This window comes from Kribbella sp. WER1, assembly GCF_054189145.1.
Genome location: NZ_CM135186.1, coordinates 1,341,217 through 1,361,431, shown reverse-complemented (window position 1 = coordinate 1,361,431; position 20,215 = coordinate 1,341,217). Strand labels below are relative to the sequence as shown.

At 68.9% G+C, this 20,215-nt stretch carries 21 protein-coding genes; 10 read left to right on the top strand and 11 right to left on the bottom strand.

Going from position 1 to position 20,215, the window contains the following annotated elements; genetic code table 11:
* Positions 1 to 22: 22 nt before the first annotated feature.
* Entirely contained in the window at positions 23 to 1,174 is a 1,152-nt protein-coding gene (locus ACXJJ3_RS06675) for an alanine--tRNA ligase-related protein (RefSeq protein ID WP_458169068.1), read from the top strand.
* Between the two features lie 8 nt (positions 1,175 to 1,182).
* On the opposite strand, the gene ACXJJ3_RS06670 is transcribed toward ACXJJ3_RS06675, so the two are convergent.
* Genes ACXJJ3_RS06670 through ACXJJ3_RS06660 form a run of 3 tightly spaced genes read right to left on the bottom strand, consistent with a single transcriptional unit; the run spans position 1,183 to position 3,884 of the window.
* On the bottom strand, positions 1,183 to 2,169 hold the full coding sequence (locus tag ACXJJ3_RS06670) for an EamA family transporter (RefSeq protein WP_458169067.1): 987 nt from the start codon (positions 2,167 to 2,169) through the stop codon (positions 1,183 to 1,185).
* A gap of 45 nt (positions 2,170 to 2,214) precedes the next feature.
* A complete protein-coding gene (locus ACXJJ3_RS06665) occupies positions 2,215 to 2,880 on the bottom strand; it encodes a hypothetical protein (RefSeq protein ID WP_458169066.1) in 666 nt (221 codons plus the stop codon).
* Entirely contained in the window at positions 2,877 to 3,884 is a 1,008-nt protein-coding gene (locus tag ACXJJ3_RS06660; RefSeq protein WP_458169065.1) for a DUF5937 family protein, read from the bottom strand. Before ACXJJ3_RS06660 ends, ACXJJ3_RS06665 begins: the two co-directional genes overlap by 4 nt.
* Before the next feature lie 67 nt (positions 3,885 to 3,951).
* Here ACXJJ3_RS06660 and ACXJJ3_RS06655 point away from each other — a divergent pair, with 67 nt between their 5' ends.
* Positions 3,952 to 5,154 carry an MFS transporter gene (locus ACXJJ3_RS06655; protein ID WP_458169064.1) on the top strand — a complete coding sequence of 401 codons (1,203 nt, stop codon included), beginning with the start codon at positions 3,952 to 3,954 and terminating at the stop codon, positions 5,152 to 5,154.
* On the opposite strand, the gene ACXJJ3_RS06650 is transcribed toward ACXJJ3_RS06655, so the two are convergent.
* Positions 5,114 to 5,854 (bottom strand): SDR family oxidoreductase, encoded by a 741-nt coding sequence (locus ACXJJ3_RS06650; RefSeq protein WP_458169063.1) that lies wholly within the window; start codon positions 5,852 to 5,854, stop codon positions 5,114 to 5,116. The genes ACXJJ3_RS06655 and ACXJJ3_RS06650 overlap by 41 nt on opposite strands.
* A gap of 70 nt (positions 5,855 to 5,924) precedes the next feature.
* On the opposite strand from ACXJJ3_RS06650, the gene ACXJJ3_RS06645 reads away from it, so the two are divergent.
* Positions 5,925 to 6,821 (top strand): LysR family transcriptional regulator, encoded by an 897-nt coding sequence (locus tag ACXJJ3_RS06645; RefSeq protein WP_458169062.1) that lies wholly within the window; start codon positions 5,925 to 5,927, stop codon positions 6,819 to 6,821.
* Here ACXJJ3_RS06645 and ACXJJ3_RS06640 read toward each other — a convergent pair.
* Both ACXJJ3_RS06640 and ACXJJ3_RS06635 read right to left on the bottom strand, forming a co-directional pair.
* The gene (locus ACXJJ3_RS06640; RefSeq protein ID WP_458169061.1) at positions 6,810 to 7,802 is read right to left on the bottom strand and encodes a LacI family DNA-binding transcriptional regulator; all 993 of its coding nucleotides are present in this window, start codon (positions 7,800 to 7,802) and stop codon (positions 6,810 to 6,812) included. The genes ACXJJ3_RS06645 and ACXJJ3_RS06640 overlap by 12 nt on opposite strands.
* A 12-nt stretch (positions 7,803 to 7,814) precedes the next feature.
* The gene (locus tag ACXJJ3_RS06635; protein ID WP_458169060.1) at positions 7,815 to 9,533 is read right to left on the bottom strand and encodes a glycoside hydrolase family 36 protein; all 1,719 of its coding nucleotides are present in this window, start codon (positions 9,531 to 9,533) and stop codon (positions 7,815 to 7,817) included.
* Positions 9,534 to 9,644: 111 nt separating this feature from the next.
* On the opposite strand from ACXJJ3_RS06635, the gene ACXJJ3_RS06630 reads away from it, so the two are divergent.
* The 4 genes from ACXJJ3_RS06630 to ACXJJ3_RS06615 are packed head-to-tail and all read left to right on the top strand — an operon-like array spanning position 9,645 to position 13,943.
* Positions 9,645 to 10,868, top strand: a complete 1,224-nt coding sequence (locus ACXJJ3_RS06630; RefSeq protein WP_458169059.1) for a hypothetical protein — start codon at positions 9,645 to 9,647, stop codon at positions 10,866 to 10,868.
* Complete coding sequence (locus ACXJJ3_RS06625) at positions 10,865 to 12,103, top strand: extracellular solute-binding protein (protein ID WP_458169058.1); 1,239 nt, start codon at positions 10,865 to 10,867, stop codon at positions 12,101 to 12,103. The genes ACXJJ3_RS06630 and ACXJJ3_RS06625 overlap by 4 nt, the downstream gene beginning before the upstream one ends.
* Positions 12,100 to 13,134 carry a carbohydrate ABC transporter permease gene (locus tag ACXJJ3_RS06620; RefSeq protein ID WP_458169057.1) on the top strand — a complete coding sequence of 345 codons (1,035 nt, stop codon included), beginning with the start codon at positions 12,100 to 12,102 and terminating at the stop codon, positions 13,132 to 13,134. The genes ACXJJ3_RS06625 and ACXJJ3_RS06620 overlap by 4 nt, the downstream gene beginning before the upstream one ends.
* On the top strand, positions 13,131 to 13,943 hold the full coding sequence (locus tag ACXJJ3_RS06615) for a carbohydrate ABC transporter permease (RefSeq protein ID WP_458169056.1): 813 nt from the start codon (positions 13,131 to 13,133) through the stop codon (positions 13,941 to 13,943). The genes ACXJJ3_RS06620 and ACXJJ3_RS06615 overlap by 4 nt, the downstream gene beginning before the upstream one ends.
* Here the strand turns inward: ACXJJ3_RS06615 and ACXJJ3_RS06610 are convergent, their stop codons facing one another.
* The 5 genes from ACXJJ3_RS06610 to ACXJJ3_RS06590 are packed head-to-tail and all read right to left on the bottom strand — an operon-like array spanning position 13,944 to position 17,925.
* On the bottom strand, positions 13,944 to 14,342 hold the full coding sequence (locus ACXJJ3_RS06610) for an STAS domain-containing protein (RefSeq protein WP_458169055.1): 399 nt from the start codon (positions 14,340 to 14,342) through the stop codon (positions 13,944 to 13,946). It abuts the gene before it with no gap.
* A gap of 33 nt (positions 14,343 to 14,375) precedes the next feature.
* The gene (locus tag ACXJJ3_RS06605; RefSeq protein WP_458169054.1) at positions 14,376 to 15,008 is read right to left on the bottom strand and encodes a response regulator; all 633 of its coding nucleotides are present in this window, start codon (positions 15,006 to 15,008) and stop codon (positions 14,376 to 14,378) included.
* Positions 15,001 to 16,233 carry a sensor histidine kinase gene (locus tag ACXJJ3_RS06600; RefSeq protein ID WP_458169053.1) on the bottom strand — a complete coding sequence of 411 codons (1,233 nt, stop codon included), beginning with the start codon at positions 16,231 to 16,233 and terminating at the stop codon, positions 15,001 to 15,003. The genes ACXJJ3_RS06605 and ACXJJ3_RS06600 overlap by 8 nt, the downstream gene beginning before the upstream one ends.
* 19 nt (positions 16,234 to 16,252) lie before the next feature.
* The gene (locus tag ACXJJ3_RS06595; RefSeq protein ID WP_458169052.1) at positions 16,253 to 17,026 is read right to left on the bottom strand and encodes an ABC transporter permease; all 774 of its coding nucleotides are present in this window, start codon (positions 17,024 to 17,026) and stop codon (positions 16,253 to 16,255) included.
* Positions 17,023 to 17,925, bottom strand: coding sequence for an ABC transporter ATP-binding protein (locus ACXJJ3_RS06590; protein ID WP_458169051.1), 903 nt, complete (start codon positions 17,923 to 17,925; stop codon positions 17,023 to 17,025). The genes ACXJJ3_RS06595 and ACXJJ3_RS06590 overlap by 4 nt, the downstream gene beginning before the upstream one ends.
* 105 nt (positions 17,926 to 18,030) lie before the next feature.
* Between ACXJJ3_RS06590 and ACXJJ3_RS06585 the strand changes: the two genes are divergently transcribed.
* The 3 genes from ACXJJ3_RS06585 to ACXJJ3_RS06575 all read left to right on the top strand — a co-directional run bounded on the left by ACXJJ3_RS06585 (position 18,031) and on the right by ACXJJ3_RS06575 (position 20,063).
* Positions 18,031 to 18,357: a hypothetical protein gene (locus tag ACXJJ3_RS06585; RefSeq protein WP_458169050.1), complete on the top strand. Its 327-nt coding sequence runs from the start codon at positions 18,031 to 18,033 to the stop codon at positions 18,355 to 18,357.
* A 360-nt stretch (positions 18,358 to 18,717) separates the two neighbouring features.
* Positions 18,718 to 19,221, top strand: a complete 504-nt coding sequence (locus ACXJJ3_RS06580) for a DUF6879 family protein (protein ID WP_458169049.1) — start codon at positions 18,718 to 18,720, stop codon at positions 19,219 to 19,221.
* A complete protein-coding gene (locus ACXJJ3_RS06575) occupies positions 19,218 to 20,063 on the top strand; it encodes a helix-turn-helix domain-containing protein (protein WP_458169048.1) in 846 nt (281 codons plus the stop codon). The genes ACXJJ3_RS06580 and ACXJJ3_RS06575 overlap by 4 nt, the downstream gene beginning before the upstream one ends.
* Positions 20,064 to 20,215: the final 152 nt, after the last annotated feature.

Sequence of the window (20,215 nt, the reverse complement as noted above, 5' to 3'; positions counted from 1 at the left end):
TGTATCGACAAGGACGAGAACCATGAACATCAGCAGGACTTTCATCGACTTCTTCAGCGACCGCGACCACGTTCCGACGACCGGTTCCACGCTCATCCCGCGACTCGGTGATCCGGTGCTCTTCACGACCTCGGGGATGCATCCGCTCACGCCTTATCTGGAAGGCGAACCACATCCACTGGGGCGCAGACTCACCGGCGTGCAGCGATGCCTCCGGACCACGGATCTCGACGAGGTCGGGGACTCCACGCACCTGACCGTGTTCGAGATGCTCGGCTCGTGGTCGCTCGGGGACTACGGGAGCAGCCAGACGCTGCGGTGGGGGTACGAGCTGCTCACCACCGGCTTCGGCCTGGACCCGAAGAACCTGTACGTGACCGTGTTCGGCGGCGACGAGCAGGTGCCGCTCGACCAGGAGTCGCTGCGTACCTGGCAGGAGCTCGGGCTGCCGATCGAGCTCACCACCGACGACAACTGGTGGTCGAACGGCCCGACGGGCCCATGCGGCCCGGATTCCGAGATCTTCGTCTGGACCGGTACTGGCGAGCCGGAGGGTACGCCGACCACCGACGACCGCTGGGTCGAGGTGTGGAACCACGTGATGATGCGGTACCGGCGCCACGACGACGGCTCGCTGGAGGAACTGCAGCAGCAGAACATCGACACCGGCCTCGGCCTGGAGCGGCTGACGATGCTGCTCGAGGACAAGCCGTCGGTGTACGAGACGTCGCTGTTCGAGCCGTGGATGCGGATCATTCCGCGGCTGTGGAAGCTGGACGAGCGATCTCGGCGGATCGTGATCGACCACCTGCGTTCCAGCATCGTGATCGTCGGCGACGGCGTGCACCCGTCGAACACCGGCCGGGGGTACGTGCTGCGCCGGCTGATCCGCAGATTGTTGACAATCCTCTGGCAGGACGACGAGTCGCGCTCGCTGTCCGACGTGCCGGTGGAGCTGTTCGAGCACACGCTGAACCACTTCCACCAGGGCGAGACGGTGACGCTGATCCGGCGGATCCTGATCGACGAGGAGATCCGGTTCAGCAACCTGCTCGACCGCGGTCGCAAGGTCCTCAGCCACGAGCGGTTCCACAAGTCGCTCGACGACACCGACTACGAGTACCTGCACGAGACCCACGGCCTGCCCCGCGAGCTCGTCGACTCGTTGCGTTGAGGCTTGTGCTAGATGGCTGCCGGATCCAGTGCGTCGGTCTGGGGAGCGTCGTCCGGGTTCTCCGGGGACGGGATCTCCGGGGAAGCGACCTTCCCGACCGACGACTGGGCCACGAACGCCCCGACGAGCACGATGGCACCACCAATGATCTGGTTGGTCCGCAGCATTTCGCCGAGCAGTACGAGCGCGAAGACGCAGGCCGCGACGACCTCGAGGTACGCGACCGCGCCGGCGATCGGCGCCGACAGCCGCTGGACGGCGGCCGCGCCCGCGAGGTACGCGACGACCGTGCTCACCAGGATCAGCCAGGCCGCCATCACCCATCCGGGCGCGTGCCGGTGCCCGATCGCGATCGTGTCCACGAGCACGTGCCACGGCGTACCCCACGGTGCCGCGATCAAGGTCAGGACGACGGCGCCGACCACGCTGCCGGCCGCCGTCATCACCAGCGGGTCCGCGGCACCGGTCAGCTTGTCGATCAGGATGAAGTACGTCGCCTGGCAGGCGGCCGCGCCGAGCCCGGCGAGCAGGCCGATCGCGTCGATCCGCAACCCGGACCAGATCTCCGCCACGGTGGCGAGGCCGACGACCGCGATACTCACCCCGATCGCGGCCGACCGCGGTACGGCGGCCTTCTGACCGAACTTCAGCCACAGCACCACCAGTACCGGCCCGGAGAACTCGAGCATCAGCGCCACGCCCACCGGCAGCCGGCTCGCGGCGATGAAGAACAGCGTCTGGCACCCGGCGATCCCGGTCAGGCCGTAGAGCACCAGCGCCTTCCAGGACGCCCGCGCCGCGCGCAGCCCGGCGCGCCCGCGGAACACCAGCACGAGCGGTACGAGTACCGCGGCGGCGCCGAGGATCCGGATCCAGGCCGCCTGCTGCGGCGTGAAACCGGCCTCGATCAAGGCCTTGGCGAACGGTCCGGACCCGCCGAACGTGACCGCGGAGAAGACCGCGAACCCCAACCCCACCGACTTCGTGCTGTACATGTGCATAACGGTCTCACGCCCATTACAGGCCTGTCGAGGGGGATCTCAGAGCACGTTGACCGCGCGGGCCGCCACCACCGCCACGGTGAGGAGCGAGATCGCCGACTCGACGCCCATCAGCACCTTGGTCCGGGCGGTCAGCGGCATCGTGTCGGTGGGGCTGAATGCGGTCGCGTTGGTGAACGAGACGTACAGATAATCGGTGAACCCGGGGATCCAGGACTTCCAGCCGTCCAGCTCGACGGTCATCTGCGGGAACAGCAGGTCGGCGCGCTCGGCCTCCCGGGCGTGCTCCGGCGCGCGGGCGAACGGCCCGCCGCGGTCGACCTCCCACAGCCAGACCGCGAACGCGACCACGTTCGTCACCCAGATCAGCAGCGCGCTCTTCACCAGCACCTTGCCCTGGTTGGGGTCGCCGTTGACCAGGACCGAAATCATCCCGGCGAGGTAGTACGCGTTCACCGCGACCAGCACGGCGACCAGGGTGATCGCGATCGATCGCAGCCACGGCTCGTCGCGGCGCAGGTGGAACGGGTTCATCCAGATCAACGGCAACAGCAGCAGCGCACCGAGCGCCGGCATCAGCCAGCGCGGCAACGCGTTCACCTGGGTCGGGACCAGCAACTGCAGAATCAGGACCGAGATCACCGCCAGCGATGCCGGCCAGCGCCTGGTGTGCCGGATGCGGCGGACCTTTGTCGGCTTGCTCACTTCAACATTCTGACCCCGGATGCCGCTCCTCCGACGGAGGCGTCGATAACGGCCTGTCCGACCTCGGTCCGCCGGTAGTGCACCTGGTGCCCGGTCCGCCGGCGGGTCGCGAGGCCCGCGTCGGACAGGGCGGCGAGGTGTTCGGCGACGGTCGCGAGCGCGAGGTCGTACTGCGTGGCGAGGGCGCTCGTGGTGGCCGGCGGATCGAGGGCGACGAGCAGTGTCGCGCGGGTACGGCCGAGCAGCCGGGCCAGCGCATCCGGGGGAGCGGGCGCGTCCGACCACAGCCGGGCGGCGCCGCGGGCCGGGTAGACGAGCGTCGGGTGGTACGCCGGGTCGACGACCATCACGAGGTGCGGCCAGGCGAAGACCCCGGGCACGAGCAGCAGACCCTGCCCGGACAGGTCACGGTCCACCGAGCGGTACCGGCTGGCGATCAGCCGGTCGTCCTCCCAGCTGAGCGTCGGGTGCAGGTCGTCGAACAGCCCGGCCAGGCCGCCGTCGGTGAGCTGCCGGCCGCGGTACGCGATGTCGTCCTCGAGGACGCGGCTGATCAACGGCCAATCCGGTTTGACCAGCGCCTCCCAGGCCCGCTCGATCTCGTCCGCGAGCCGTTCGCGGGTGCCAGGCAGGTCGGTGAGCATCTTCTCGATCTCGGGCGCGGCCGGGTTCTTCAGCTCGTCGCGGGACTGGACGAGCTCGGCGCGGACCTTCTCCAGCGGCGTACTGCGGACCCGGGCGATCTCGGTCGCGAACTTCGCCCGGGACGCCTTCGGCGGTGGGGTCAGGAAATCCGGCGTGAACCCGACCCGGGGCTGGACGGCGCGCAGCCCGCGCAGGTCGAGGCGGGCGACGGCGTCCCGCTTCGTCTCCAGCCAGTCGTCGTACAGGGAGCGGCGGTGGGACTGGTGCATGACCCGGACGGCCGACATCGTCTCCCACAACGGCGAGGCGCCGAAGCGGCAGCGGAGCGTGTCGGCCTGCGTGAAGCGCAGGATCGTCATCGGACAGAACTTTCGGCCACAACCAAAACTCTACGCCCGCGGGCGGCCGCTGCCGCAGGCTCGCAGCGTGAGGTCCTACCGTGCTGTACTCCGCGTCCCGGGCATGCGTGCCGTGTACGCCGCGCACACCGTCTCCATGCTCGGGACGGTCGGCGCCCAGGTCGCGTTGTCGATCCTGATCTTCCAGCGCACCGGTTCACCGTTGCTGTCGGCACTCGTCTTGGTGTGCTCGTTCCTGCCGTACGCCGTCAGCGGGGTGCTGTTCTCGTCGATGACGGACCGCTTCCCGGCGCGGCGGGTCCTGGTGACGTGCGACGTACTGAGCGCGACCTGTGTGCTGGCCATGCTGCTGCCGGGGATGCCGGTCGCCGGGTTGCTCGGGCTGCTGGTCGGGCTCGGGATGATCGCGCCGATCTTCGCCGGGGCCCGGGCGGCCAGTCTCGCGTACCTGTTGCCGCAGGACCTGTTCCCGGTCGGGCGGTCGTTGCTCCGGGCAATCGGTCAGACCGCGGTACTGACCGGGTTCGCGCTCGGTGGGATCGCGGTCGCGGCGATCGGCGCCCGGTCGCTGCTGATCGTCGAAGTGTTGACATTCGGATTGTCGGCAATCCTGATCGGTACCGGGACCCCCGCCACGCCGCCGGGGGAGCGGACCCGGAGCGCGGTCCGGGACTCGTGGGCCGGACTGCAACTGGTGTTCGGCAACGTGAGGCTCCGGCATCTGATCCTGCTGACCTGGGTGGCGCCGGCGTTCTCGTCGCTGCCGGACGGACTCGCCGTCGCGTACACCGCCCAGGTCGGCACCGCAGCCGCGGCCGCCGGTGCCTTGTTCACCGGATACGCGGTCGGCGGTGTGTTCGGCGAGCTCGTCGTCGCACGGTTCACCCCTTCCGTGCGGCGACGGCTCGTCGTTCCGCTCCTGATCACGAGCCAGCTGCCGACGGTCGCGTTCCTGACCGTGCCGCCGATCCCGGTGGCCGCGGTCCTGCTCGCGATCTCCGGTGCCGGGTACGCGTTCAACCAGGGCATCGACCCGCTGATCCTGGACGCCGTCGAGCCGGCGCACCGCGGTCGATTGTTCACAATCCAGACCAGCGGCCTGATGGCGATCCAGGGCGTGAGCATCGCGCTCGGCGGTGTGGTCGGCTCGTTCATCGCCCCGAACCTGACGATCGCGCTGGCCGCTGTGCTCGGGACGACGGTCACCCTGCTGGTCGCCCGTCAGGCGCTCACCACGGCGCCACGTCGTCCAGCGCCCCAGGTCCTCTGAACACCCCGGTCGGGCCGTCGGCCGGGAGGGTCGCCAGCGCGACCGGTACGGCGGCGCCGTCGGCGACCGTCCGGGTTCCGCGCGGTACGGCGGCCTGTGTGTTGAGGTCGGTGGGGACGAGGCCCGGTGTCGCGGCGTTGACCTTGATGCCGTCGGCGCGGAGCGCGCTCGCGTAGACGAGCGTCAGCGCGTTCAGCGCCGCCTTCGAGGAGCTGTACGCGAGCAGGCCCTGCGTCGCGAGGTGCCCGTCGAGCTCCGACAGCAGGTTGACCGAGCCGAGTCCGCTCGACAGGTTGACGATCCGGGCGTTCGGCGACCGGCGGAGCAGCGGGACGAACGCGTTGATCGCGGACACCACGCCGAACACGTTCACGTCGTACGCCGTCCGTACCTGCTCGGCGGTGATGTCCGCGACCGCGGTACCCCATTCGGCGACGATGCCGGCGTTGTTCACCAGGACGTCCAGGCGTCCGGAGTCCTCCTCGACGTGTTTCGCGGCGGCGGCGACCGATTCCACGTCGGTCACGTCGAGCTGCACGAACCGTACGTCGCCGGTCAGCCCGGCCGCGGCCGCCGTACCGCGGGAGCCGTCCCGCGCGCCCAGGTAGACCGTGAACCCGCGGCTCGCGAGTTGCCGGACGATCTCGTGGCCGATGCCCTTGTTCCCGCCCGTGACCAGGGCGACTTCGTTCTGATTCATGGCACCAGTCCAGCGCGGACCGGCCGGTGCGGGCCAACACCGATCGGGTGGCCCGCCATACCCTGGAGGTATGCCGGAACCCGAGATCCGTGAGCTGAGGTACTTCCGCGCGGTCGCCGAGGAGCTGAACATCACCCGCGCCGCCGAGCGGCTGGGGATCGCGCAGCCGCCGTTGTCGCGGGCGATGCGGCAGCTCGAGCACCGCCTCGGCGTCGGGTTGTTCGACCGGTCCGGGACGCGGCTGGCGTTGACGCCGGCGGGGGAGACGCTGTTCAAGGAGTCCGGGCCGGTGCTTGACGCGTTGGACTCCGCGGTACGGCGGACGCAGCGGGCGGGCCAGTCCTCACAACACCTCGTGGTGACGGCGAAGCCTGGTGTCGCGACCGAGCTGCTGCACGTCCTGGTCGCACGGCTGAAGGACGAGCTGCCCGGCCTGCACGTGGTGGTGAGCGGGTTCGGGGAGCAGGCCGACATGGTGCGCGACGGACGGGCCGACGTCGCGCTGGTGAGCCGGCCGTTCAACGACCCGGGACTCGAGATGGAGGAGTTGTACGCCGAGCCGCGGGTGGCGGCGCTTCCGGCGGGGCACGCGCTGGCCGGGCGCGACGTACTGCACGCCGAGGACCTGGCCGGGATCCCGGCGCCGCGCTGGAACCGGGCGGACGTTGCCGAGCGCAACTACTGGTCGGCCCGGCCGGACGATCCGGTGGACGGGCCGGTCGTGCAGGACTCGTCGCAGCTGCTGGAGGTGGTCGCGTTCGGGCAGGCGGTCGCGCTGGTGCCCCGGTCGATGGCCGAGCGCAACATCCGGCCGGACGTCGTGTACCGCCCGGTGGCCGACGTCGAGCCGTACCGGATGCTGGTGGTCTGGCCGGCCGGCAGCCGCTCGGCCGACCTCGCCAGGTTCGTGGAAGCCGCCGTCCGGCACTCCGGCGGACCACCGCCCCACGACCGGTCAGGCGCTTGAGCGGACCACCAGCGGAGCCGTGACCAGGCAGCCCGGTTCGTCCGGGTCGCCGGCGATCTCGTGCAGGGCTCGGGTGAACAGCGAGCGGGCGATGTCCTGAAGCGGTATCCGGGCCGTGGTCAGCGGCGTGTCCAGCATGCTCGCGAACGGGAAGTCGTTGAACCCGGTGACCGCGACGTCCGTACCGACCGCGATCCCGCGCCGCTGCAGCGCCCGCATCGCGACCACCGCGAACCCGTCGTTGTCGGCTACGAACGCGTCCGGCACCTCCGCGGCCGCGACGTACTCCGCCACCGCCTCCAGCGAACCGAACGACCGCACCTCGGTGTCCGCGAACGTCTCGACGAACCCGTCCCGCCGCTGATGCACCCACGGCAGCGCGCTGTCGGTCGCGAGGTACACGGCCCGCTCCCGCCCGGTCGCCAGCAGATGGCCGGCGATCCCCGCCATCGACGTCGCGTTGTCCACGTCGACCCAGCACTGCCGCTGATCCGCCGCCGTCTGCCCGAACGCCACGAACGGGAACCGCCGCCGGCTCAGGAACTCGATCCGCGGATCGTTCGGCATCGTCTCCAGTACGACGATCGCGTCCACCTGCCGCGCCGCGATCAGTTTCTCGTACAACGCGATCTCGGTGGCGCCCTCCGTCGGCGTGGTCACGTGGACGCCGTACCCGGACACGGCGGCCGCCTTCACCAGGCCGCCGAGCAACCCGTGCAGGAACCCACCAAGCCCCGTGTCGCCGTCCCCGTCCTCGAAGTACAGCGGTAGTCCGATCACCTGGCTGCGGCCGGAGGAGAGCGCCCGGGCCGCGTGGTTCGGGATGTACCCGAGCTCCTCGATCGCGGCGCGCACGGCCTGCACGGTCGGCGGTGCGACCCGGTGCGGTGCGTTCAGGACGTTCGACACCGTCATCGCCGACACCCCGGCCAGCCGCGCCACGTCCGCGACCGTCGTCCGCCGCGGCTTCTGTGCCACCACCGTCGATTCCCCCTAGTTTCGTGCGATCCGGGCCACCCCGCCGACCGGTACGTCGAGCACCCAGACCTCGGGCGGCGTCGTGGTCGTGCGGTGCACCTCGTGGCCGGAGCAGTCCGAGACTACGAGCTCCACCGGTCCGCCGGCCGCACCCTCGACGTACAGCCGTCGCCCGGCGCCGCCGTTGACCACGACCGTGCAGGGGTCCTCTACCCGGACGACCGGGTCGGTGAACACGGCAACGACAGTTTCGTCGGCGCCGACCGCCCGGACCTGCGGGTACCGCGCGTCCGGGCGAGAGGGCCGCAGTACGCCGCGCAGCAGGGCGTCGGCGTGGTCACGCAGGAAGCCGAGCCAGTACCGGACGACCCGCTCGTGTTCCGGCGACAGCTCGTCGAGCTCCATCGAGACCTGCGCCGTACTGAACAGCGCGCCGATGAACTGCTGCGCGACGTTCTCGACCGAGGCGGCCGGGTGCCACATCAGCATGTCCGAGTGCACCGCGCGGTCGCCTGCCAGCAGCCGGCAGTCGACGGTCCGCACGCGGTTCTCAACCGGGTCCAGCGCACAGTCGCCGGCTCGCAGGAACGTGCCGAACTGCCACAGCCGCGGATGGACGTAGTCCTGCCGGAACTCGATCAGCACATCCGGCCGCAGCGTCCGCAGCTCGTCGGTAACGGCCTGCAGAAAGCGCTCGACGCCGTCGTCCACGGACTCGCAGTCCATGCCCGGCGCGACCGGGGTGGTGAGCCGCGCCCACGAGTCGATGAAGTCGATCTTCAGACCGTCGACACCCCAGTCCCGGACCGGGCGGATGCACGACTCGAGCAGGTGCTCGCGAACCTCGGGGTAGCGCGGGTCGAGGACCGCCGTGACGTCCGCGTCCGCGAACCCGAGGATCCGGTCCTGCAACCTCGTCCAGGCCTTCGAGTGCACGCCGATCAGCGGCGGCGCGAGCCACAGCACGTACCGCTGCCCGAGCTCGTGCACCCGCCGGACGTGCGCCGCCATGTCCGGAAACGTCTCGCCGGTCGGCTCCCAGTCGCCGCAGTACGCGTACCCGCGCCGGGTGTCGGAGGTCTGCCAGCCGTCGTCGACGATCACCGCCTTCGTCCCGTACGCCGTACCCGCCCGCGCGTGCCGCTCCACGGACGCGGCCGAGACGTGCTGGTGGTCGCTGTACCAGGTCGAGTACATCGCCTCCCGCGCCACGTCCGGCACCACCGCGATCCGAGAACCCAGCTCCGCGGTCCACTCCGCCGTGACGGCGCGCAGCGCGTCGGAGAAGTGCTGGGCGCGCAGATCGATCCGCAGCGTGAAACCTGCACCTTCCACGTCCGTGACGGTCAGCTCGATCAGCTGCTCGGCGGTCTCCTCGTTCACACCCACCGCGAAGTCGCAGACCCGCACGCTCGTCGACAAGGAGATTGTCGACAAACTACAGCTCTGCGCATCGACGAGCGCCGCGACCGGGGCCGAGCGGACGGAGCGGATCTCGCGGTGCGAACCCCAGTCGGTGGGGAGCTGCCGGTGCGAGTCCTGGGCGGCCCGCCACAGGGTCACGGCGTCCTCGGCCGGCCAGGTCCAGCGCAGCGTCACCGGGCCGTCGGCCACCACGTCGTACCGCTGCACGCCGGGCTCGGCGGGCGGGCGCGCGGTCAGCGTGCCGGGCCCGCTCAGGCTCCCCGTCCGAACGGTGCGACCGTCGGGAGAGCGGATCTCGAATGTCGTCACGCGCTGGACTATAGCGGTAAAACTCGCTGCGCTGAAGGTATTGACGTGAGGAGATCCGATCTCTAGTTTTACCGCTAATATCTGATTTTGCGTTTTTTGCTAGGAGTGCTCGTGCTGGTTGTCAGCTCCGATCTTCCGTATGTCGAGGACGCCTTCGCCTGGGCCCGCGACCGAGCCCTGGCCTGGGTTCGGACCGGCCCCGGGAACCTGCCGTCGTACTGGGCCGGCTACCCGTCGCGGCCGATGTTCTACTCCCGGGACGTCTGCCATCAGGCGGCCGGCGCGCACCTGCTCGGCCTGGACGCGGAGAACTTCGCGATGTTCCGGCACTTCGCCCGTTCGGCGACCCCGGCGCGGAAGTGGTACCCGCTCTGGGCGTTCCATTTCGACGGCCGGATCGCCGGCCTCGACTACCACCACGACGAGCACTTCGTCCGGGAGATCCCCGCGGTGTTCGACCTGACCTACCGGGCGCTGGAACAGTACGACTGGACCGGCGACCGGCGCTGGATCGACGACCCGGACCTGGCGGCGTACTACGCGCACAGCGTCGGCGAGTTCGTCGCCGCGCACGACTCCGACGGCGACGGCATCCCGGAGGCCGCCGGCACCGCGGACATCTTCCTCGGTACGGCGACGTACAACGAACGCGAGGCGCCGCTGCTGCAGGCGGGCGACGGCCTCGCCGCGCAGTACGCCGCGCTCCGCAAACTCGGCCGGCACGCCGAGGCCGAGAAGATCCGGCAGACGTACGACGGCTGGTGGAACGGCGACCACTTCGCCCGCGGGATCACCAAGGACGGACTCGATTTCGACTGGGGACTGGAGTCGCACACCCTGGTCCCGTTGTTCGGCCTGAGCGGGACAGGCGAGCGCGCCGAGCGGTTCCTGGATTACCTCGAGGAGCAGATGGAGTCCGCCCCACCACTCAACATCGAGTCGTTCAGCTACTGGCCGGAGTTCCTCTTCGACCACGGCCGGGCCGAGTCGGCATGGCGCTGGACGAAGCACCTGATCGACAGCCGCGACGACTACCCGGAGATCTCGTTCACGGTCGTCGAGCACCTGACCGCCGGCCTGCTCGGCCTCCGCCCGGACGCCCCGAACGCGGCGCTGAACGTCACGCCGCAGCTCCCCGCCGAGGTCGGCAATCTGATTGTCGACAATCTACCGGTCGGCGACTGGACCCTCCGGATCCACCAGGAAGGCACGCACCGCACCGAGGTCACCGTGCAGAGCGGACCGGGTCCGCTCGCCGTGACCGTCGGTTCCGAGACCCATTCCCTCGCACCCGGCGGCACCGCCCGGGTCGTCCACCCCAAGGACCGTTCATGAAGAAACTTCTCCCCGCCGCCGTCGCCGTCCTGCTGGCCGCCGGTTGCGCGACCGGCAACGCGCCGGCGTCCAACACGGCGAACGACAAGGCCGAGATCACGTTCTCCTTCTGGGGCACGAACTCCGAGGCCGCCTCGCTGAAGGCGATCGCGGCCGCGTTCGAGAAGGCCAACCCCGGCACCAAGGTGACCACCAACTGGATCCAGTCCGACTACGAGCAGAAGCTGCAGACGTCGATCGCGGCCGGTACCCAGTCGACCGTGATGGAGATCAGCAACACCAGCCTGGCCGGGTTCGCCCCGAGCTTCGCCGAGCAGACCGTCGACCCGGGCAAGTACGTGCAGCCGAACATCTCGTCGGCGATGCAGTACCAGGGCAAGTACTACGCGATGCCGTTCGCCGCCAAGCCGAAGGTGATGGCGGTCAACACCGACGCCTTCAAGGCCGCCGGCGTACCGTTGCCGAGCGCAACGACGCCGCTGACCCTCGACGAGTTCAAGGCGATCTCCGCGAAGCTCTCGCACGGCAGCGGCAAGACCCGCGTGTACGGCTCGAGCAACCTCTGGTATCGCGGCTGGCTGACCGCGGCCGGCGGCAGCTACTACAACTCCGACGCCACCGCGTGCACCTTCGGGGACGCGACCGGCGTCAAGACCGCGCAGTACGTCGTCGACATGCAGCAGAACAAGTACTCGCCGACGTCGACCGACATCCAGGGGCAGGACCAGGCGCAGTGGTTCGCGGCCGGCCGGCTCGCGACGTTCAGCGACTTCGGGCCGTGGACGGTCGCGGACTTCGCGAAGATCAGCAAGCCCGGCTGGACGCTGGTCCCGGTGCCCGGCAAGGGATTCCCGATGGAGGTCGACGGCCTCGGCATCGCGAAGAACGCGAGCGGCAAGCAGCTCGAGACCGCGAAGAAGTTCGTCGAGTTCGCGAGTACGCAGCAGGTTGCCCAGGACCAGCTGATCCAGGGCAGTACGGCGCTCGGCGTACCGATCATCGAGGCCTCCTCGCCGACCCTGGAGAAGGTACTGCCGGTCGCGCGGAACCTGGCCGCGTTCACGACCGCGCTCAAGGCCGGCGTGGTGGACGTGTCGGTGCCGAAGGAGGCGCAGATCTCCGGTGACGCCGAGAAGGGCATGACCAGCTACACCGCGCTCGGCACCGGCAAGGACGACGTCGCGAAGGTGCTGCCGCAGCTCGCGGACAAGTGCACCCAGGCCCTGAAGAAGTGAACCCCACCGTCGGCTGGATCCGGAACCTCGCGGAGTCCTGGGGCGTCCCGCACGCACTGGTACCGCTGGTCCCGTTCCTGCTCCTGCTGATCGCCCTGTACGCCGTCATCGGACTGGCGGCCTACGGGGCGCGGCGGAAGTGGCCGCGGGCGGACAAGACGATCGCGTTCTGGCTGTTCGTGTCGCCGTGGCTGATCGGGTTCTGCCTGTTCACGGTCGGCCCGATGGCGTCGTCGGTCTATGTCAGCCTGACCGCCTGGGACCTGATCACGCCGCCGAAGTTCGTTGGCCTGTCCAACTACACGGAGGCGTTCCAGGACCCGAAGGTCGCCCAGGCGCTGAAGGTGACACTGCTGTACGCCGTGATCAGCGTCCCGCTGCAGACCGCGCTGGCGTTCCTGGTCGCGATGCTGCTGAACACCGACCTGCCCGGGATGCGCTGGTTCCGGACGATCTGGTACCTGCCGTCGCTGGTCTCCGGGGTCGCGCAGATGGTGCTGTTCCTGTGGGTGTTCAACCCGCAGTACGGGCTGATGAACGACGTGCTCGGGCACCTCGGGATCCAGGGACCGGGCTGGTTCAACGACGCGTCGTGGGCGCTGCCGACAGTCATCCTGATGAGTCTGTGGACGGTCGGCGGCGCGATGGTGATCTACCTGGCCGGCCTGAAGGACGTGCCGTCGAACCTCTACGAGGCGGCCGCGCTGGACGGCGCCGGGCCGGTCCGGCAGTTCTGGCACGTGACGCTGCCGCAGATGTCGCCGATCATCCTGTTCAACGCGCTCACCGGGATCATCGGCTCGCTGCAGATCTTCACCCAGGGCTTCATCGCGAACGGCGGCCCGAAGGACTCGCTGCTGTTCTTCGTCTACTACCTGTACGACAACGCGTTCCAGAACTTCCGGATGGGCTACGCGTCCGCGCTGGCCTGGATCCTGTTCGCGGTCATCCTCGCGCTGACCGCGGTCACCCTGCGGGGCAGCGCGTTCGCCGTCTACTACGAGACCGAGCTGCGGAGCAAGAAGCGATGAAGAAGACCGTCCTGCTGTACGTCGTGCTCGTCCTCGGCTCGGTGGTGTTCGTCTACCCGTTCCTCTGGATGATCGCGACCTCGCTGCGGTCGCTCGCGGGGGTCGGCAGCGCGGGCGCGAGCGTCGTACCGCACGAGTTCCTGTGGGACAACTACGCGCGGGCGGTGACATCGTTCCCGTTCTGGCGGTACGCGCTGAACTCGGTGCTGACCACGCTGATCCCGATCGCCGGGACGGTGTTCTCGTGCTCGCTGGCCGGGTTCGCGTTCGCGCGGCTGCGGGTGCGGTTCTCCGGCGTCCTGTTCGCGGTCGTGCTGGCGACGATGCTGCTGCCGGGGGAGGTGACGATGGTGCCGCAGTTCATGCTGTTCAACAACCTCGGCATGGTCGACACGCTGTACCCGCTGATCCTGCCGGCGTTCTTCGGGTCGCCGTTCTACATCTTCCTGTTCCGGCAGTTCTTCGCCCGGATGCCGGGCGAGCTCGCCGACGCCGCGGTGGTCGACGGCTGCGGCTGGTTCAAGATGTTCCTGCTGGTGTACCTGCCGCTGGCCCGCCCGGCCGTGGTCGCGGTGTCGATCCTGCTCTTCATGGGGTACTGGAACAACTTTCTCGGACCCGCGATCTACATCAACTCCGACCAGTGGAAGACGCTGCCGCTCGCGCTGGCCGGCTTCCAGTCGGTCAACGGCACCGACACACCGTTGCTGATGGCAACGTCCGTGCTGATCACGATCCCGTGCCTGGTGATCTTCTTCGTGGCGCAGAAACAGATCACCAACGGCATCACGTTCACCGGCGGGAAGTGATCAACGACGCCGGTACGACGGGAGCGCGTCCGCAAGGTTCGGGTAGTGGTCGACGGGCCGGGTGTGGCGCATCAGGTCCGGCAGCCACTGGCCCGCGCCGGAGGTGCGCAGCCAGCCGCCGTTCTCGACGGCCAGATCGTGGGCGTCGGCCAGGACATCGAGCGCGGCGGCCTCCATCCGGGTGACCCGGCGGAGGTCGACGACGAGCCGGGGCAGCTTGGTGGTGATCACGTGCCGCAGCTCGTCGGCCAGCGCGGTCAGCGTGCCGATGTCGATCGCCCCGGCGACCCGGACGACCGCGCAGTCACCGACCGCGCTCCAGCTGCAGACGAAGGGCCCGCTCGCGTCCGCCGGTGGACGGACGGAGCGGGCCACCTGTGGTTTCGGGGTTGCCTTCATACCGGACCGGTACCCCGGTCCAACCCTCGCGGGTCAGTTGCGGCCGAGAATGCCCTGGTCGTACCCCTTGGCCACCGCCGCCGCGCGGTCGGTGACCCCGAGCTTGGTGAAGACGTGACTGAGGTGGGTCTTCACGGTGGCCTCGCTGATGAACAGCTCGCGGGCGATGTCGCGGTTCGACGTACCCTTCGCGACCAGTTCGAGGACCTGCCGTTCGCGGGCGGCGAGCGGGGCGGGCGCCGGGTTGCGGACCGCGGTGACGAGGCGGGACGCGACCGCGGGGGAGAGGACCGTCCGGCCGGCCGCCGCCTGGCGAACCGCGTTGAACAGCTCGTCCTGCGGGGCGTCCTTGAGCAGGTAGCCGGTGGCGCCGGCCTCGATCGCGGGCAGCGTGTCGGTGTCGGTGTCCCAGGTGGTCAGCACCAGCACCTTCGAGCGGATGCCGCGCCGGGTCAGTTCGGTGATCGCGTCCAGCCCGCCGCCGCCCGGCATCCGCAGGTCCATCAGGATCACATCGGGCTCGAGCTCGGCGGCGAGCTCGACCGCCCGGACGCCGTCCGGCGCCTCGGCGAGCACGGTGAAGCCGTCGGCGGCCTCGAACATCCCGCGCAGGCCGTTCCGGACGACGGGGTGGTCGTCGACGAGGAGCAGTGTGATGTCAGGCATGGAGCACCAACGGTACGTGAGCGGAGATCGCCGTACCGAAACCGGGCTCGGCCTCGACGGTGAGTGATCCGGCGATCCGTTCGGCCCGGGCGCGCATGCCCTCCAGCCCGAACCCGCCGGTGCCCGACCGCGCCGGGAGATCCAGCGGGTCGAAGCCCTTGCCGTCGTCGCGGATGTCCACCGTCACCTCGTCGTCCATGAAGCTGAGGGTCACGCCGACGCGGGTCGCGGCAGCGTGTTTCGAGACGTTCGCGAGCGCCTCCTGGGTGATCCGCAGCAGGGTCGCGGAGAACTCGCCGTGCAGGTGCTGCGGCGTACCGGTCAGCGTGAACTCGGCCGGTACGCCGGTGCGCTCGGACCACTGGTCGACGGTCTTGCGCATCGCCTCGGGCAGACCGTCGTACGACAGGCCGGCCGGGGCCAGGTTCTGCACCGAGCGGCGGGCCTCGCCGAGGCTGTGCCGGGCCAGCTCGTTCGCGCGCCCGACGCGGTCCTGGATCACGTCCGGGTCCGAGGTGTTCGCGACCGCCTGCAGCTGGGCGATGATCCCGGTCAGGCCCTGCGCGATCGTGTCGTGGATCTCCGCGGCCAGCCGGCGCCGCTCGTCCGCGATACCGGCCTCGCGGGCCTGGACGAGGAGCTGCGCCTGGAGTGCGGCGTTCTCCTCGTGGGCCTGCTTGAGCTCCTCGATCGTGTCGGCGCGGGCCTGCGACCGCGCTTCCTGCTGCTCGGTGAAGTGCTTCACGACGGTCAGCAGTACGTTGTTCGCGATCACGAGCCCGGCGAACGCCACCCACATCGGTCCGTGCGGCGGCCAGTGGCCGGTCTGGGCGCCGGCGATCGGAAGCGTGCACGCGAACAGCGCGAGCCGCTGCCGCTTCCGGCCCGGGATCATCTCGTCGGCGTCGTAGTACCCGGCGACGACGTAGAACGCGAAGAAGCCGTTCATCGACGTCAACAGGCAGGCGATGATCCAGCGGATCGCGAAGAACGTCACCGAGACCGCGTCCGGCTCCTGCTGGCTGCGGCGTCTCCAGGACCACCACAGCTGCATGACCAGCGCGACGCCCACAAGCGCGAACCCGGCCTCGCGCTCGCGGGTCATGGGGGTCAGCGTCCCCGACGTCGCGAGCGCCAGCAGGGTGCCGAGGCCGAGGAGGAAGTACGGCGCCCAGCGCTGGAACGCCGCCTGGCGCCGCTCGAGTTCACTGTCGGCCGTCGTCACCTGCCCAGTCTGCACGAACCTACTCCCAGCGGAACCAGCGCGCCGCCGTCACCGACACCACGACCGTCCAGCCGGCCAGCACCCCGAGGTGCGACCACGCCGGCCAGTGCCCGGCCGCGGCCTGGTCGAGCGCCTGCGACGCCGCACCGAACGGCAGCAGTACGACGATCTCGCGCAGTACGTGCGGCATCGACTGGACGGGCAGCCACAGCCCGGCCGAGAACAGGCTCGGGAAGAAAACCGCCATACCGAACGCCGTCGCGATCCGCGCGGTCCGGGCGCGCGCCGACACGAGCGCACCGAGCGCCAGCGCCGCGGCGGACGTGAGCAACAGGGCCAGCAGGTAACCGCCGAGCTGACGCGGCAGCTGGACGTGGAACGCGAGGCGCCCGATCGTCAAGCACAGCAGGGCCGACACCAGCCCGGTCGCGCCGTGCAGAGCCATCTGCGCGGTCAGCAAGGCGGACGGCCGGATCGGGGTCGTGGACATCCGCCGCAGGATGCCGCGCTCGCGGTACCCGGTGACGATCGGTGGCATCGCCTGCAGACCGACGACGATCTGCCCGACCAGCACCAGCACCGGTACGTAGAGGTCGATCAGCCGGACGCCGAGCCCGTGGTCGACCCGCCGGAAGCTCGGGATCGACCCGAGGATCACCAGCAGCAACGGGGGAAACCCGAGCACCCAGAACAAGGTCCCGAACTCCCGGACGTACAGCCGCGCCTCGGCCTTGAGGACGGCGACCCGCGGCGAAGGACGCCGTACGGCGGCAGTGGTCGCGACGGTGGTCATTTGGCAGCTCCGGTCAGGTCGAGGAAGGCGTCGTCGAGGGTGGCGTCGGTGACGCGCAACTGGTGCGCGGTGATCCGCTTCCGGGCAAGCAGCGACAGCAACGCGGTCACGGTCTCGTCCGAACCACCGAGTGTGAGCCGGCCGCCCTTGTCCTCGACCGAGGCGAGCGCCGGCAACGTCGCCAGCTCCTCGTCGTCGAGCGGCCCGGACGGCGTGAACGAGATGACCGTCGCGCCGGCCGTCCGGCTGATCAGACCCTGCGGGGTGTCGAGCGCGGTGATCCGGCCCTTGTCGATCAACGCGATCCGGTCACACAGCCGCTGCGCCTCCTCCATGAAATGCGTGACCAGCAGCACCGTGACACCTCTGGCACGGATCTCCTCGACAACATCCCACGTGTCCCGCCGGGCCCGCGGGTCGAGCCCGGTGGTCAACTCGTCGAGCACGACGACCCGCGGGTTGCCGATCAACGCGAGCGCGATGAACAACCGCTGCTTCTGCCCACCACTCAACACCCCGAACCGCGACGCCAACTGCGCGGTCAACCCGAGCTGCTCGGCCAACGGGCGCCAGTCGGCCGGATTCGGATAGAAAGCGGAGTACAACTCGAGCGCCTCACGAACGGTGAGCTTCGCCTGCAACTCACTCTCCTGCAGTTGCGCCCCCAACACCTGCGTCACCGCCGCGTGATCCGCCACCGGATCCAGCCCCGCAATCCGAACCCGCCCCGCATCCGGAACCCGCAGCCCCTCCACACATTCCACAGTGGTCGTCTTCCCAGCCCCATTGGGCCCGAGAATCCCGAAGATCTCCCCCTCGTCCACACTGAACGAGACATCATCAACCACCGCCCGCCCGCCATACGCCTTCCGCAGACCGTCCACCTCAACAATCGCCATACCCAAAGCCTCGCCGAGCACCCCCCACCCCCACATCACCCAACAAGCTCGTCCAACGATCAACCGATCGGCTGATCCCAGAGGTACTACCGACGGAGGTATGCGTTGTTCGCGATCGACGGACCCGGGTTTCGGCTGCGGCTGCTGCTCGAGGAGGGCGAGTCCCCTGAGTCGGTCTGCAACGTGGACGGATGGATCGATACGCCGGATCGCGGATCATGGGCTGCGACGTTCCTGAGTTTGGCGGAAGTCGGGCGCCTGATGGAGCGATGGAGGCAGACCGGCGAAAACGCCTCCGGTGCATACTTCGCCGCGACCGACGCAATCATCATTCGCGAACCTGGTGTTGAGTCGATCATTGCCGCCGCGCAGCACCTGGTGGTGACCGATGACCTCGAGACCTACCTCGTCAAGTCCGAAGACGTTGTCTGACTCTCACTTCGCGCAGGGGCAAGAACGCTGACTCTCTCGAAAGAGAGTCGGTTCCGTGGCCGCCTCCAGTTTCCTGTTCTGGAAAGCCCGCGGTTCTTGACCGAGCGAGTCGATTACGGAGAGCATCGGGCTGACAACCGGTCGCGCTGTGCGAGGAGGCTAGGGCGATGCTGAAGAAGCTATCGGGTGACCCGCAATGCAGGAACGGTCAATGCCCGACCTTGTGGGCTACTGAGGACGGATCGCACTACGTCGTCCAAGGGTGGTACGAACTGACGCCTGAACGGCTGGCTCAGCTTGACCTGCCTGAGGGTGAGGGGGCGGTAGTCGTGCCGGCTGACGTTCTGGAAGCGTATTTCCGTGCTCGTCGGTGATGACTTCGCGTCTCTCTTCGACTCGTTCGAGCGAGATGCGTTCCGGTTCGAATGCCTCTCGGTCTACGACATCGACGATGAGAAGGATGAGTTCGAAGCGTTCCTAGCAGGGGATCCGATGCCTCCGGAGTGGGCGGACAACCCTTGGGTGCGTGCGATCACTGACCGCGGGAAGTCGATCTCCAGGGTCCACGTGCTTCGGTCTCCGCTGACCGACTACCTCAGGTACGAGCTGGCTGCCTACCCCGGCAATGTCGCGGCCGGCGAATCGATCGGCATCATCGATCGGGCTCATCAGGATGTGCCAGGTCTGCCAGACCATGACTTCTGGCTCTTCGATGACACAGACGTGTATCGGATGTTCTACACACCTGACGGCAAGTTCGAGGGCGCGGAGTTGCTGCCGGCTGACCGGCTGCCGGAGTACCGACGCTATCGCGAGATCGCGCAGGCGAACGCCGTACCCGTCGAGGAGTACCGGCCGGATTGACCAACGACGAACGACGTACGGACCTCGGCAAAGCCCTGCGAGCATTGAGAGTCGCCTCCGGCAAGACGGGCGACGCGATTGCTCGCAGGGCTGCGATGTCTGCGGCGAAGCTGTCGAAGATCGAGAACGGCAGAGTCCTCCCCTCTACCCAGGACGCTGAGCTGATCCTGGCTGCTCTCGACGTCTCGGACGACGCGAAGGCCGAGTTCGTTGCGGCTGCACGGCTCGCTGCCACCGAGGAGACCGCGTGGCGGGAGATCCGCAGGATCGGTCAGTGGAAGCATCAGAAGGCCATCCAGGCGATCGAGGCACGAACGACCACGCTCCGTCTGTTCCAAGGACAGCTCATTCCGGGACTCCTTCAGCCCGCTGAGTACGCGTCCGCGGTGTTCGGGCTAACGCCCGCTCTTCCGGATGACACGCGGGCAAAGGTGATCGCGGCCCGGCTGGAGCGACAGGCCGTGTTGTACGACCTCGAGCGGACCTTTCATTTCGTCATCTGCGAACACGTCTTGCGCTGGCTGATCTGTGCGCCGCCGATCATGGCCGTCCAACTGGATCGGTTGCTGTCGCTGTCTCGGCTCCCGAACGTCCGCATCGATGTGGTGCCGCTGGGCCGGCAGATGCCGGACCTTCCGATGACGTGTTTCAGTGTGCACGACGAGCGGCTCGTGGTCATTGAGACGTTCCACTCCGAGATCAGCACGCGTGATCCCCGCGACATAGCCATGTACCTGGCGACGCACGAACGGTTCGCTGACGTAGCCCTGCATGACGACGAGGCGCGCAGGTTCCTGCGCGCCATCCGCGACGAGCATTTTCGGGGACGAGAAAGCGTCTAGTGCGGATGCCCACGGGCAGGCGATTCTGTGGCCATGCAGACGGAGACAAGCGGTTCGTCCTCGCATCGCGGTTGGCCTGTCCTGCGGTCGGCTCAGGAGATCGACTGTGACGGGCGGAACCCGGTGACAGATCAGCCCTGCGTCCTCGGCCA